The organism is Cyanobium sp. ULC065, assembly GCF_977927515.1.
This window is the reverse complement of sequence record NZ_OZ376393.1, coordinates 2,989,681-3,002,365: the sequence shown is the minus strand read 5'-3', so window position 1 is coordinate 3,002,365 and position 12,685 is coordinate 2,989,681. Positions and strand designations below refer to the sequence as shown.

The window sequence follows — 12,685 nt, the reverse complement described above, 5'->3', positions numbered from 1 at the left end:
AAAGGCAGGCGGGTGGCCTGCCTTTGCCGGAAGAACAACCGGACCGGTGTCCGGTGGCCCTGCCTGAGCCTGCCGGCGTCAGCCAGGCAGATTCAGGCAGGCGCATGAAAAAGGAGGCCGTGAGGCCTCCGTTGCGCCGATGGCAAGCGAGGAGAGAATCCTCGGTTGCATCGTTGAATCCGCGAGGGATTCAGACGAGGGCGTTGATGGCGTAGTCGATGTAGTTGTTGGCGATGACACCGGGGTCGCCGGAGACGCCGTGGTTGGCCTTGATGTAGTTCAGGGCTTCAACGTACCAGGAGGGGGAGAGCTCGAAGGCACGGTTGATTTCATCGAGACCAGCGATGAGGTACTCATCGAGGGGGCCGGTGCCACCAGCAACGAGGGAATAGGTGATGTGACGGAGGTAGTAACCGATGTCACGGGCACACTTCTCTTTGCCCCGGGGGGTGGAGGCGAAGTTGGAACCCTGCTGCTGGGTGGTGTAGGGGTACTTGTTGTAGACGGCCTGAGCAGCGCCGTTGACGAGAGCGTCAGCGTTGGCGGTGAGCTGGCGAGCAGCTTCAAGGGCGTTCTTGGCGCGCTCGAAGCGACCGAAGGCGGCGTTGAGCTCGGTGTTGCTCAGGAAACGACCCTGGGAGTCGGCGGCAGCAACGGCCTCGGTGAGGGGAGTCTTCGACATTGGGTGAAGGAGAAGAAGGTGGGAACCGAAGAAAGGGTTGGATCAGCGGGATGAGACCAGCCGATCCAGGTGCAGCCGATCAGCCGACAGCAGAGGCGGCGCGATCGAAGTAGGTGCCGATTTCGGAAACGAGAGCGGAGCAATCACCGGGGGTGATGCCGTTGCGATCGTTGACGAGAGCGATGGCGGCGTCCTTCATCTTGCGGACTCCTTCAGCCACCGAAGCGCCGGGGACGCCGAGGGCGAGATAGGTTTCGCGAAGGCCGTTGAGGCAACGATCTTCCAGGACGGAAGCGTCGCCGGTGAAGACGGCGTAGGTGACGTAGCGGAGGATGATCTCCATATCGCGCAGGCAGGCAGCCATGCGGCGATGGGTGTAGGCGTTGCCACCGGGGGCGATCAGAGCAGGCTGTTGATCGAAGAGATCGCGAGCAGCGTTGGTGACGAGGCTGGAGGCGTTGGAGGTGATGCGGTTGACAGCATCCATGCGCTTGTTGCTGTCAGCGACAACCGACGCCAGGGCGTCGATCTGGGCGCTGCTGAGGAATTCGCCGCGGGCATCAGCCTGAGCAACGACCTTGGTGAAGGCGTCGAACATGTAAATGAGCTCCTGTTCTCGACGATCGGGGTCGGGATGGGGTTGACAGCGATCGGATTCTTCCGATCGACTGCGCTATTCTGCGGACGAACGCACCCGTTCCGTGGGAAGTTCACAAAGGGTCACCTAGCCCCTTGCGCACTGGGGTTAGACCCCCTTGTCTGTGCCTCCACGCTACAACGATGGCGACGCCCCTCCCCGTTGGCAAGCCCTGAGGCTGCAGGCATCGTTCCGGATTCCGCCTCGCTGGCCCGGGTCCGCCAGTGGCCGTTCCCCCAGCGGTCAGCCATTGCTCCTGGTCGGCCGGCCTTCTCTTGAAGTCGGCCCCAAGGCCTTGAGTGGTCAAGCCTGTGTGTCTTGCCTCCACAGGGCGGTTGCCCCGGTCCGGCAAGGTCCGCGTCGATGTCCGCTGGTGCCCGGGCGGCGCGGTCACCACGCCAGCACCCAGATCCATAGACGGCTGGCCATGTCGCCCCGCTGCCGGACGAATCGCTGCTCAGTGGGCCAAGTCGCTCCGCCGCTGGTGAAGACGCTCCGTCTCTGAGTGAGCTGCCTGGCCGCCCAACGCCACTGGCCAAACCCCGCTGGGCCGGTGTCACTGAATTGGTGCCCTGCGGCCCACGATCAGGTCGGCGGCTGCTCGGCTGAGGCGCGCCGCTCAAATCGCCCTGCTCTGGCCGACAGGCTGACCCGCCAGCCTTGGCTGGTGCTTGCTGCTTCTGACGACAGCCCCGTTCTCCTGCCGCTTCTCTCTTGACAACCAAGTGCAGGGCAGGGGCGGTGATGGCGCTGCACGGTCACAAAGCCAAAAAAAAGCCCGGCGGGGTCACCGCCGGGCCTGATGCCCATGGATTCTGGGGACGTTGGGTCAGTTCACCGGTGTGACGCTGGCCACGCGGCCACCTTGACGGTGAATCATCTGCTGGTACTCCAGCATTTTGTTGAAGGGAACAAAGCGCACCGTGTTGCTGCGCTTGTGCAGCCGGTAGTTGTTGAACCCGGTGACTTCCACACGATACATCTTCGCCTGCTGGCCGATCCCCTTGGCCATCTTGGTGATCGACTCGTTGGCGACCTTGGTGGGCTGGAAGCCTGCACCGGCGGCGTTCGGGCTCACCACGGGCAGTGCACGGTCCTGGTGGAGGGCCTTGCCGAGACGGAAGTTGGTGCCGGCAGTGTCACCCTTCACCGAAGCAGCCGCTCCGCGGGTGAGCTGCATCAGCCACGAGAACTGACGACCGGCATGGCCTGCGGAATAATCCCAGCCATGCAGGTAGGGAACGGTTTCTTCCCCGAACCGCGCCTGATACTCATCGCTGTCGATGTAGGAGTCGATTTCGGCGTCGTAGCCGTGCTCCTGGAGGATCGTGAAGTGATGCAGCATCTCCGCCTTGCTGTGAGGGGCGCGGCCGAGCAGATGCTTGTGATTCAGTTCAATGAAGTGGTAGGGGTTGCAGTTCTCGAAGAACTTTGCCCTGTACAGGCCACTTTTCGCCATCATCCGCACCAACTCGCGGATGCTGAGGTAGCCGTTCTTGAAGAGGGACTCTGCCCCTTCAAGCCGCTCGCTCTCCATCAGGTATTGGTAACCGAAAACCTGCCGGTAAACGGCGCGGATCAGTTTCCCTTTGTCCTGATCGGAGCCGTTGCTCCAATTTTCGTTACCGCGATCGTTGGCGAAGCGCTCAATGCCGAGATAGGCGGCGTTGACGAGTGTCATGGGTGCCGGGCTGGAAGAGGGTAAAAAAAAGGAGGCCGTGAGGCCTCCGTTGCGCCGATGGCAAGCGAGGAGAGAATCCTCGGTTGCATCGCTGAATCCGCGAGGGATCAGACGAGGGCGTTGATGGCGTAGTCGATGTAGTTGTTGGCGATGACACCGGGGTCGCCGGAGACGCCGTGGTTGGCCTTGATGTAGTTCAGGGCTTCAACGTACCAGGAGGGGGAGAGCTCGAAGGCACGGTTGATTTCATCGAGACCAGCGATGAGGTACTCATCGAGGGGGCCGGTGCCACCAGCAACGAGGGAATAGGTGATGTGACGGAGGTAGTAACCGATGTCACGGGCACACTTCTCTTTGCCCCGGGGGGTGGAGGCGAAGTTGGAACCCTGCTGCTGGGTGGTGTAGGGGTACTTGTTGTAGACGGCCTGAGCAGCGCCGTTGACGAGAGCGTCAGCGTTGGCGGTGAGCTGGCGAGCAGCTTCGAGGGCGTTCTTGGCGCGCTCGAAGCGACCGAAGGCGGCGTTGAGCTCGGTGTTGCTCAGGAAACGACCCTGGGAGTCGGCGGCAGCAACGGCCTCGGTGAGGGGAGTCTTCGACATTGGGTGAAGGAGAAGAAGGTGGGAACCGAAGAAAGGGTTGGATCAGCGGGATGAGACCAGCCGATCCAGGTGCAGCCGATCAGCCGACAGCAGAGGCGGCGCGATCGAAGTAGGTGCCGATTTCGGAAACGAGAGCGGAGCAATCACCGGGGGTGATGCCGTTGCGATCGTTGACGAGAGCGATGGCGGCGTCCTTCATCTTGCGGACTCCTTCAGCCACCGAAGCGCCGGGGACGCCGAGGGCGAGATAGGTTTCGCGAAGGCCGTTGAGGCAACGATCTTCCAGGACGGAAGCGTCGCCGGTGAAGACGGCGTAGGTGACGTAGCGGAGGATGATCTCCATGTCGCGCAGGCAGGCAGCCATGCGGCGATGGGTGTAGGCGTTGCCACCGGGGGCGATCAGAGCAGGCTGTTGATCGAAGAGATCGCGAGCAGCGTTGGTGACGAGGCTGGAGGCGTTGGAGGTGATGCGGTTGACAGCATCCATGCGCTTGTTGCTGTCAGCGACAACCGACGCCAGGGCGTCGATCTGGGCGCTGCTGAGGAATTCGCCGCGGGCATCAGCCTGAGCAACGACCTTGGTGAAGGCGTCGAACATGTAAATGAGCTCCTGTTCTCGACGGGTGGGGTCGGGAGGGTGGGTGTGCAAAGCGAGAGCGCCAAAGGCGTTCACGCGAGCCAGAAAGGTGTGTCTTGCGCTGAACACCGTTGTTTGACCGGTGCCAGCGGACCCCCGACTTGGCCTACGTATTTTTGGCCCAACGCCTAATCTTGTGAGCGATGCTTAACAAATGGTCATTGCCTGCTGATATCCATTGCGGGGCAAGGCTTTTGCGTGGTGCAGCCAGGCTTTCTGTGCCCAGGCTGAGGTGGCAGGCCCCAGTGAATGTATCTGAGGGAACAGAAACCTGGTGAAAATCCCATGTGTGGGATCACTTTGATGCCCACGAGTTGTGGGAATCCTGCTCGAGCGCTGCAAGTTCAACGTTGAGGGGATCAACGCGTCCAGTCCACTTCCGTGCTGGTCAAGTGCGTCCAGTTCAGCTTGGTTCGGATTGACTCTGGCCAGCTCAGCTCCGCGCTGCCCGACCGCACCCCTGAAGTCACCCCCTTGATCGGTCCAGGCCGAAGGAGAGTTGTTGGTTGTGGTCATGCTGCAGCTCCCAGTTGAGCTGCTCCCAGGGGCGCATGACCCTGGAGGGCTGAGTGCGGCCTGTAGACGAAGTCAAGCGGAGCTCATGGGTGTTGTGGTCCCTCTGCTATTGGTCTGATGGCAACTGGGCCTCGGTTGGTGTCGAGAACAGTTCCGTATTCAGGAACGCATCGCGGAACCGTCCGTTCAACGACTCGGCAAGCCGTTCTGCCAAGGCGATCCTGGCTCGATCTAGGCCGTTCCCGTACCGCTGCTCTCGCTCCAGCGTCTGAGGGCATGAGCAATGAACTCCGGCCCGTTGTCACTGCGGATGAAGGCCGGAGCTGGGTAGAGCCTGATGAGCTTCTCCAGCACCGCCACCACATCTCTGGCCTTGCAACGCCGTCCCAGACGGATCGCCTGGCACAGGCGGCTGTCCTCGTCGATCACATTCAGGAACTTGAGCCGCCTTCCATCAGCGGTGGCATCGAACTGGACGTCCATGGCCCACACCTGGTGAGGCCGCACGGAGCCTTCGGCGGGTCGTGCACGCTTCTGCTTGCGAGGAGTGGGGCGCTGCAGGCCTTTCTCCCGCCACAGCCGTTGCACTCACTTGTGATTCACCATCCAGCCCTCACGCAGAAGGCGATAGGCCATGCGGCTGTTCCAGCGGATGTGTTCGGCCGCGATCCTTAGGGGGCGCCGCCGGAGCTTGCTCTCCTCCAGATCGATGACCTTGCCGCCATGGCGCTGCGTGCTGCTGTGCTGGCCAGCCACCCGACAGACGAGGCGTTCAGATGCCCGGTATCGCTCCTGCAAGGACCACGACGGCCCTGCGCCGGAGTTCCGGGCTCAGAAGTTGCTCTCGGCAAGGTCTTTGAGCATTGCCTTCTCCAGCTCTGCCTCAGCCAGAAGCTTCCACTCCTTCGGAAAAGCCTTCGGCTAGAGCGTGCGGAGGATCTGCTCGGGTGAAGGCCTGGTGTGTTTCATGGTCGAGTCCCCGGCTCAAGTCGGGCTGGCTGAAGACTCTCCTTCACCCTGTACTGGCTTCCGGGGTTCACGCCGCCCCGTTCAAATCCAGGTCATTGCTGCCATAAAAAAACCTCCCAAGGAGGAGGTTTGATGAGAAGAGGCCCAGGAAGGGCCCCAGGCTTCAGGCGCTAGGCGGTGTGGGTTGTCCCCGCTGGAATCAATCCGCTGCGATATCGCCGCCGCTGACGGAGACGTTGGTGACCTTGCCGCCAAGGCGGTTCACGAGCCGAAGCGTGTCGTTCATGCGGGTGTAGGGAACCTGCATGACGCAATCAGAACTGCGCACATAGTCGTTGTTGACGATGCCGGTGACGCTGATGGTGACTTGGCGGTTGCTGCTGAAGCTGCTGCCGCGGGTGCCTGCGGAGACCTTCATGGCTGGGATGGCGAGGGGATGGAGAAAAAGATCAGTTCACTGGTGTGAGGCTGGCAACCTTGCCACCCTGGCGGTGAATCTGCTGCTGGTACTCCAGCAGTTTGTCGAACGGAATGAAGCGCACACGGTTGCTGCGCTTGTGCAGTTTGTAGTTGTTGAAACCAGTGATCTCAACGCGATAGGTGCGGCCTTGCTGGCCAGCACCCACGCCCATGCGGGTGACGCCATCGTCTTCCACCTTGCGGAAAGCCGAACCGCAGGCATTCGGGCTCACCACCGGAATGGGGGCTTCCTTGTGAATGGAGGGGTTGAGACGGGATTGGTTCTTGGCCAGATCACCTTTCACGGAAGCGGCCACGCCGCGGGTGAGCTGGAGGAGGTAGGAGAACTGAAGGCCCTGCTGCCCGGCGGAGTAATTCCAGCCGTGGAGATAAGGGACCTGATCTTCTCCGAAACGCTCCTGGTACTCGGCGCTGTCGATGTAGGAATCGATTTCGGCGTCGAAGCCCTGCTCCTGCAGGATGGTGAAGTGCTCAAGCATTTCAGCCTTGTTCTGGGGAGCGCGCCCGAGAAGATGCTTGAAGTTGAGTTCGATGAACCGGTAGGGGTTGGTGCTTTCGAAGAAGCGCTTGCGGTAGAGGCTGCTCTTGGCGATCTGGCGAACCAGCTCGCGCACACTCAGATAGCCGCGACGGAACAGGGATTCAGGACCCTCAAGGCGATCGCTCTTGAGGACGTATTGGAAGCCGAGAACCTGCTGGTAAACAGCCCGAATCAATGTGGCCTTGTCGGATTCGGTGGCGTTCAGCCAGTTTTCCTTGTTTTGCGAGGTCGAAAAACGGTCAATGCCCAGATAGGCAGCGTTGACGAGTGTCATGGGCGTGCGAGCCGGGGGTGGGGAGACAGGGCCTGTCGGGAGGGTGCCGTACACGGCGCGGCACTCGCGGACGGGTCTGGCATTAGCGGGATCCTATGGGGGGACTACAACCTCCAGCGCCTGGTTCCAGAATCGTTACAAAGCAGAGATCTGGCGCCATCTGCCAACGCCGATACCATCCGGCCATGCCTTGGTCTGTTGTGTGAAGCCATGACGTCCCTGCCTACGGCGGATTCCTGGTCCCATCGCATGAGCCTTCAGCTCCAGTCGCTCAGTGTGATCTGCGAAACGCTCACCCTCCGTCTGCTGGAGCTGGAAGAGCGCATGGGCCGCTGGGATGAGCAGAAGCGGTGCCTGGAAGAGCAGGCTTCGGTGCAAGCCGGCAGCGCCGCCGCTCTGGTGGATGTGCTGGAAGCCACCGGCCAACGGCTTGCCTCTCTGGAGTCGCTCCTGGAGGGGACACCGGGGGGAGTTGCTGAAGCCAATGCCGCGCCGCCGCGTTTGCAGGTGCTGCATGCCCAGCCCAGGCGCCGCACCCAGGTCGAAGGGCCCCCGTTGGAAGAGTCGTTGCTCGAAGCATCGCCGCCCGAGCCTGGCGACAGGGACAATCTGGCCGCTGCTGAGGCTGCTGGCGCCATGAGCGGGGCCAAGGTGTTCGGGCTCCATGCTCAGGAGCCGTCGCTGGCGAAGGCGCGTTCCATGCCGGCAGCCTTGGAGCGCCCTGAACGTCCCATCGAAGCCGACGATGTGTTTCCCGAGGACGAGGAACAACCCTTCATGGATGAACTGACGGCCTGAAGCGGGCTGCCTGGGCAAGCCATCTGAAGATGAACGATGGGCCTGGGCCATGGGCGCCCAAGCCCTTGCTCACGCTTGGGACTCAGCCCCCGGAACCGGTGCTCAGCATGGCGCCAGCCGTTGTGAGCAGCACCCTCACCAGTTCGAGGGCGCCGAGGCCGCCGGCCAGCAGCCAGAGATTCATCGCAAGGCGTGGTGGTTGGCCGTTCTTCCAGGTGGGCGACACCTGAACGGGAACCGGGCCGGGAGCCATCACGTCGGTGCCCATCACCATGTGGGGGGTGCTGCCCCAGGAGCGGGTGCCGCGGAAGGGCCCTGCAGGCGCTCGTTTGGACTGGGCGTCCCTCCAGTAAGCGGTGTAACGGGGGGCTTGCTGGTTGAACGGCAGCTCACCGCCGGGGTTGCCAGGCAGCACACGTCCCAATTGCTGGGGAACGTCCATCTCGCCGAAACGATCGAGATACTCATTCGACTCCAGCAGGGCATCGACACAGCCTTCAAGCCCGCGCTGCGCAATCAGAATCGAGAGAGCGAGCCGTTCCCCATCCCCATTCACTTTGCGGCCGAGAACGCGGCCGACGATCTGATCCACCATCGCGTAATTGCTGTTGCAGCGATAGAAGCCTTCACGGAATCGCGGCGATAGCAGAAGACCGCGAATGAAGAGTCGTGTTGTGATCTGGCCGTTGCGAAACTGCGATTCCAGGGCGGCGTCGCGGTCGACTTTGAAGGCGTGGAAGAAGATCTGGCGGTAGGAGCGCTCGATCAAAGCGTCCATGTCCTGAGGGCTGCGGCGCAGACCTTCGGGGGAGCGGCGGGGATCCTCCTCACTGCCGACGGAATAGCTTTTGACGCGGGCATTTTGCGCGATCTGGCTGTATTCGAGCAGGGGCAGAGGCATGCGAAAGTGTTGTGCTGGTGGTAGAAGCTAGAGGCTCTCGTCGCGATCTTGGTGAATGAAAAGCATCCACACATACTCCTTTACAAAATAAGAGTTCATGACATTCTCTTCATGAAGAAGTCTTGAAGTTGGTGGGGCAGGCTGTGCCGCCCGCCCCGGTCATGCCTCAGGCGGCGAACCAATCGGCTGGGATCTCTGCGCTGTAATCGTGGGTTCGCTGAAACTCGAAGGGGCCAGCCACTGATCCCCACAGCTGCTGGTGGGTTTCCGGATCGTGGCCGCGGTCGATCGTGCGCATCCCGCAGGGATCGAGCTCAAAGCTGCTCACCAGGTAGGCCACGCTCCCCTTGCGTTCCACCAGGCAACCACAGCCGGGCTCCACCTCGCCCACGAAACCGTCTCCCTGCTGGCGAACCACGTACGAGCAGCCCTTGAGCAGGCGCAGGTCGTCGTTCTGGATCGTCGCCATCCGCTCCGGCTCCTCCACAGCCCCCCAGAACCGCTTCTCCTCCACCAACGCGTGGTTATGGATGCGCACCGAGCCATCCGGTGACGCCTCGGCCCGCAGGATGCGGATCCGGTAGGGCTGCCGCGGCGCGAAGGCATACGACTGCTCCAGCAGCAAGGCACCTTCTCCGAGCTGCGGCACGGGACGGAAGGCCACCAGGATGTGGGCGTAGATCGGTGGGTTCTCAAACGCCTGGTGCTGGTTGCTGAAGCCGGCGCTCAGCATCTCCACCAGACGGCGCAGGGTCGTGGTCATGAGCGGATCCTATGAGCGGAGCCTGCGCTGGCAGTTTCTGGCCGGAGCCTTTGCTGGAAGCCTGTAGTGGAAGCCGAAGAACGTTGCGGTGCAGCATGCCCCAGCCTCAGCCGCCCAGCAACCGCAGTCGGAACGCCGCCACATGGGCCACCAGATCCGGCTGGTTGATGGCGAAAGGGTGGTCACTCAGGGCGTCCAGGATGGCCGCCAGCCTCTCCGCCTCGCTCAGGTCCGGGGAGGGGTCGGCCGCCAGAGAGGCCTGCCAGGCCTGATCAAACGACATGCCAAAGCTGTCGGCGTTGTTGAACAGTTGATTCGAGTCCCACTCGGGGGGGGTGCGCATCATGAAAGCTGCGTCGGGAAGGGCAATGGAAGTTTCGGCAAGCCCCGGCCTGGTGACCGCCGCCAACGCCGGAATCGACCCGGAGTTTCAGCGGCTGAGCACGAAGCCAGGCAGAACTACACAACGCACGGTGCCCGAAAATCGCGGCACGCAAAGGCTGTAGGCCAGAAATGGTGGATGCCAGGACCCAGATTTGAACTGGGGACACGGCGATTTTCAGTCGCCTGCTCTACCAACTGAGCTATCCCGGCAGGCTGCGGCCGCAGCGCTCCCGGATCTTAGATCACGGCGCGTGGCGCCTTCATGCTGGCGTGCGGGCCAGACAGAGCAGCCCCGCCACCTGGAATCCCCCCTGTCCCAGGGCCAAAGCGGCGGCTTGCGCCGTCGCGCCGGTGGTGAGGATGTCGTCCACCAGCAGCACCTGCTGCTTCCTCCAGGTGGGGGCCGGCAAGTCGCCGCAGGCGCGCAGGCCTTGCTCGGCCAACCGCTCGCCTTCGGCACTGAGGCAGAACGAGCCAGCTTGGTTTCGCTCCCTCAGCTGGCGATTGAGGTGGTGCTGCCCGAAGGTGGCGTGGCGGCGGCGCAGCAGCGCGGCCTCCGGCAGGGGGAGTCCGGCGCAGATCTGTTGCGGCAGGGGATTCGCCCGGCGCTTCCAGCTCGGCACTGCCACCAGCAGCGCGTCACGGCAGAGTGCGTCCGGCAGGGTGGCGCCCAGGCTGCGCGCCAGGGCGGAAATCATGGCCGGATCAGGGCGCTTGCGCAGTCCTAGCAGCTCGCGGCGGAAGGCGCCGTCATAGGCGCCCAGGCTCCACCAGGGCAGCGGCTCGGTTCCCTGCAGCCCGATACCGGTGAACTCCAGGTGCTCCTGACACGGCAGGCACAAAAGCCTGGCCTGCTCTCGGCTGGGCAACGGTTGGCGGCAGCGTGGGCAGACCGAGATGGTGAGCAGCTCACAGCAGCCGCTCAAAAACGACCGGAACATGGCGTGTGGGCGGGGGTGGCGGGGAGTGGCAGGACTCCCACCTGCCGTGTCTCCTCAGCCTTCCCAACCGGCGCCATTGTGATCCCTGCGGCTGAGACGCCGCTCAGCCCGGCTGTGAGGGCATGGCCCGCAGCATGGCGACGAGGGTCCGGTGAGCGTCCTCACTGTCCGTGAGCGGGTGATCGAAGGGTACGGAGATGGTGGCGCCATCCACGTCGAGTTCCATGGCTTCCGGCAGCACCTGAAGCATGTGGGCCGCCTGGGCGTCTGCCACTCCGCCGTAGTGGCGGGCGTAGGCCAGTACGGCCTCGGCGTGGTCGTTGTTCATGTGGGCGCAGATGCGTGCGCTGACGGCTGGGGTGAGGGGATCGGCGGACATCGACGCGCAAAGGAGTGGGGCGAAGCGCGATTCTGGCTGGCCTGCTCGCCCCTGCGCCTCTAGCCGGCCCCGAAGCGTTGCCAGAGGAGCAGCCCCAGCCGCACGCCGCTGAAGGCCACATAGCCCGCCAGAACAACGAACAGCCCCATGGAGATGACGGTGCGCAGTCGTTCGTTCATCGCAGGCAGGCAGACGGTTCCATGGCCATCATCCTCGGCCAGCCAGCCATTGCCGCCAGCCTCGCTGGGCCAGCAAGGCTGAGCCGAAAGCGCAGCTCACACCCGGTCGGCAGCGCACCGGGACTCCCAACAGCTGCTCACGCAGCTGACACCACTGGGGGTTGCGGGCCCCACCCCCCAGCGTCACCACCTGCTGCACGGCCGGCGCGCCGAGCTCCTGAAGTTTCCGCCAGCCCTGTGCCTCGATACGGCTGAGGCCCTCCAGCATGGCCTGCAGGTACCGCACATCGCTGACCGGCCGTGGCTCCAGCACCGGCTCCAGAGTGGGATCGTCAACCGGGAAACGCTCTCCCGCCGATGGCAGCGGCAGCAGATCCAGCCCGCTGGGGCGGCGTATGTCGATCTGACGGCTCAGCTGCCGCAATTGCTGATCGGTGAAGAAGCGCCTCAGCACCACGCCGCCCGCATTCGAGGCTCCTCCCACCAGCCAGCGCCCAGCCACGCGATGGCAGCTCACCCCGGCCGCCTGGATCGGGTGCGCCACGAACTGCTTCAGCACCAACGTGCTCCCCAGCACGGCAACCCCTTCGTGATCCCGTGGTGCCGCCGCCAGCACGGCCGCGTTGGCGTCGGTGGTGCCTGCGATCACCAGGCAGCCAGGAGGCAGACCCAGTGCGGCGGCCGCTGGGGCATGCAACGGGCCCAGAGCGGTGCCACTGGCCACGATCTCCGGCAGCGCGCCCGACCAGTGCTGCTCGCCGATGGCGCCCGCCCAGAGGCCTGGTTCCAGCTGCCAGCCGAGCTTGAGATTGTTGCCTTCCTCCCCCCAGCGCCAGTTCCCCAGCAGCCAGCCCATCACCCAGTCGGCCTGATGGCGGAGCAGAAGGGCTGGTTCCTGAAGCGCGTGGACCTCCAGAAGCCGCAACGCCCTCGCCAGGCTGCCGGAGCTGCTGCGAGCCGATGATCCGGGCTGCACCAGTGCGACCAGGCTGGCGGCGTGCTCTGGGCAGGCCAGTGCATAGGACAGCGCCTCCCCCAGTGGTTCACCATTGGGGCGGCAGGCCAGCAGGGTGCCGGAGGTGCCATCCACACTGAGGGCCGCCACCTGCTGCCGCCAGTCTGCCGGCAGGGATTGAACCAGGGCCATCAGTCCGGAGCGCCAACCGCTGGGCTGTTCAAACGGCTGTGGGTAGGGCAAGGCCCGCTCGCCTTCAGCCACCGGCAGTCCTGCCGCATCGACGAGGGCAAGGCGCAGGCCGCTCGTGCCCAGGTCAATCCCCAGGCAGAACGGGGCTTGCGGTCCCGCCCCGGACATGGCGGAGGC

General features: G+C 63.6%; 16 protein-coding genes and 1 tRNA gene. 1 reads left to right on the top strand and 16 read right to left on the bottom strand.

Annotation, left to right across the window (positions count from 1 at the left end; translation table 11 throughout):
• Positions 1 to 190: 190 nt before the first annotated feature.
• The 9 genes from cpcA (ACXMDP_RS15010) to ACXMDP_RS14970 all read right to left on the bottom strand — a co-directional run bounded on the left by cpcA (ACXMDP_RS15010) (position 191) and on the right by ACXMDP_RS14970 (position 7,016).
• Positions 191 to 682 carry a phycocyanin subunit alpha gene (gene cpcA, locus ACXMDP_RS15010; protein WP_094514115.1) on the bottom strand — a complete coding sequence of 164 codons (492 nt, stop codon included), beginning with the start codon at positions 680 to 682 and terminating at the stop codon, positions 191 to 193.
• A gap of 79 nt (positions 683 to 761) precedes the next feature.
• The gene (locus ACXMDP_RS15005; protein ID WP_094514122.1) at positions 762 to 1,280 is read right to left on the bottom strand and encodes a phycocyanin subunit beta; all 519 of its coding nucleotides are present in this window, start codon (positions 1,278 to 1,280) and stop codon (positions 762 to 764) included.
• Positions 1,281 to 2,148: 868 nt separating this feature from the next.
• On the bottom strand, positions 2,149 to 3,000 hold the full coding sequence (locus ACXMDP_RS15000) for a phycobilisome linker polypeptide (protein ID WP_259728780.1): 852 nt from the start codon (positions 2,998 to 3,000) through the stop codon (positions 2,149 to 2,151).
• 107 nt (positions 3,001 to 3,107) lie between these two features.
• Positions 3,108 to 3,599: a phycocyanin subunit alpha gene (gene cpcA / locus ACXMDP_RS14995; protein WP_094514115.1), complete on the bottom strand. Its 492-nt coding sequence runs from the start codon at positions 3,597 to 3,599 to the stop codon at positions 3,108 to 3,110.
• A 79-nt stretch (positions 3,600 to 3,678) separates the two neighbouring features.
• The gene (locus tag ACXMDP_RS14990; RefSeq protein WP_094514122.1) at positions 3,679 to 4,197 is read right to left on the bottom strand and encodes a phycocyanin subunit beta; all 519 of its coding nucleotides are present in this window, start codon (positions 4,195 to 4,197) and stop codon (positions 3,679 to 3,681) included.
• Positions 4,198 to 4,983: 786 nt separating this feature from the next.
• Complete coding sequence (locus tag ACXMDP_RS14985; RefSeq protein WP_457766977.1) at positions 4,984 to 5,235, bottom strand: DDE-type integrase/transposase/recombinase; 252 nt, start codon at positions 5,233 to 5,235, stop codon at positions 4,984 to 4,986.
• Positions 5,236 to 5,340: 105 nt separating this feature from the next.
• Positions 5,341 to 5,508 (bottom strand): hypothetical protein, encoded by a 168-nt coding sequence (locus ACXMDP_RS14980; protein WP_259730063.1) that lies wholly within the window; start codon positions 5,506 to 5,508, stop codon positions 5,341 to 5,343.
• A gap of 412 nt (positions 5,509 to 5,920) precedes the next feature.
• Positions 5,921 to 6,139 (bottom strand): phycobilisome linker polypeptide, encoded by a 219-nt coding sequence (locus ACXMDP_RS14975; protein ID WP_094514109.1) that lies wholly within the window; start codon positions 6,137 to 6,139, stop codon positions 5,921 to 5,923.
• Positions 6,140 to 6,170: 31 nt separating this feature from the next.
• Entirely contained in the window at positions 6,171 to 7,016 is an 846-nt protein-coding gene (locus ACXMDP_RS14970) for a phycobilisome linker polypeptide (protein ID WP_094514107.1), read from the bottom strand.
• 210 nt (positions 7,017 to 7,226) lie between these two features.
• Between ACXMDP_RS14970 and ACXMDP_RS14965 the strand changes: the two genes are divergently transcribed.
• Entirely contained in the window at positions 7,227 to 7,814 is a 588-nt protein-coding gene (locus ACXMDP_RS14965) for a hypothetical protein (RefSeq protein WP_259730064.1), read from the top strand.
• An 82-nt stretch (positions 7,815 to 7,896) separates the two neighbouring features.
• Here ACXMDP_RS14965 and ACXMDP_RS14960 read toward each other — a convergent pair whose 3' ends face one another.
• The 7 genes from ACXMDP_RS14960 to ACXMDP_RS14930 all read right to left on the bottom strand — a co-directional run bounded on the left by ACXMDP_RS14960 (position 7,897) and on the right by ACXMDP_RS14930 (position 12,676).
• A complete protein-coding gene (locus ACXMDP_RS14960) occupies positions 7,897 to 8,715 on the bottom strand; it encodes a phycobilisome rod-core linker polypeptide (protein WP_255101504.1) in 819 nt (272 codons plus the stop codon).
• 166 nt (positions 8,716 to 8,881) lie between these two features.
• Positions 8,882 to 9,478 carry a chromophore lyase CpcT/CpeT gene (locus ACXMDP_RS14955; protein WP_259730065.1) on the bottom strand — a complete coding sequence of 199 codons (597 nt, stop codon included), beginning with the start codon at positions 9,476 to 9,478 and terminating at the stop codon, positions 8,882 to 8,884.
• Between the two features lie 106 nt (positions 9,479 to 9,584).
• Entirely contained in the window at positions 9,585 to 9,824 is a 240-nt protein-coding gene (locus ACXMDP_RS14950; RefSeq protein WP_259730066.1) for a hypothetical protein, read from the bottom strand.
• 175 nt (positions 9,825 to 9,999) lie between these two features.
• Positions 10,000 to 10,072, bottom strand: a tRNA-Phe gene (locus ACXMDP_RS14945).
• Positions 10,073 to 10,122: 50 nt separating this feature from the next.
• Positions 10,123 to 10,731: a ComF family protein gene (locus ACXMDP_RS14940; RefSeq protein WP_457766976.1), complete on the bottom strand. Its 609-nt coding sequence runs from the start codon at positions 10,729 to 10,731 to the stop codon at positions 10,123 to 10,125.
• A 175-nt stretch (positions 10,732 to 10,906) separates the two neighbouring features.
• Positions 10,907 to 11,182 carry a DUF2470 domain-containing protein gene (locus ACXMDP_RS14935; RefSeq protein WP_259730068.1) on the bottom strand — a complete coding sequence of 92 codons (276 nt, stop codon included), beginning with the start codon at positions 11,180 to 11,182 and terminating at the stop codon, positions 10,907 to 10,909.
• Positions 11,183 to 11,389: 207 nt separating this feature from the next.
• Positions 11,390 to 12,676, bottom strand: a complete 1,287-nt coding sequence (locus tag ACXMDP_RS14930; protein ID WP_259730069.1) for an FGGY-family carbohydrate kinase — start codon at positions 12,674 to 12,676, stop codon at positions 11,390 to 11,392.
• Between the last annotated feature and the right edge of the window lie 9 nt (positions 12,677 to 12,685).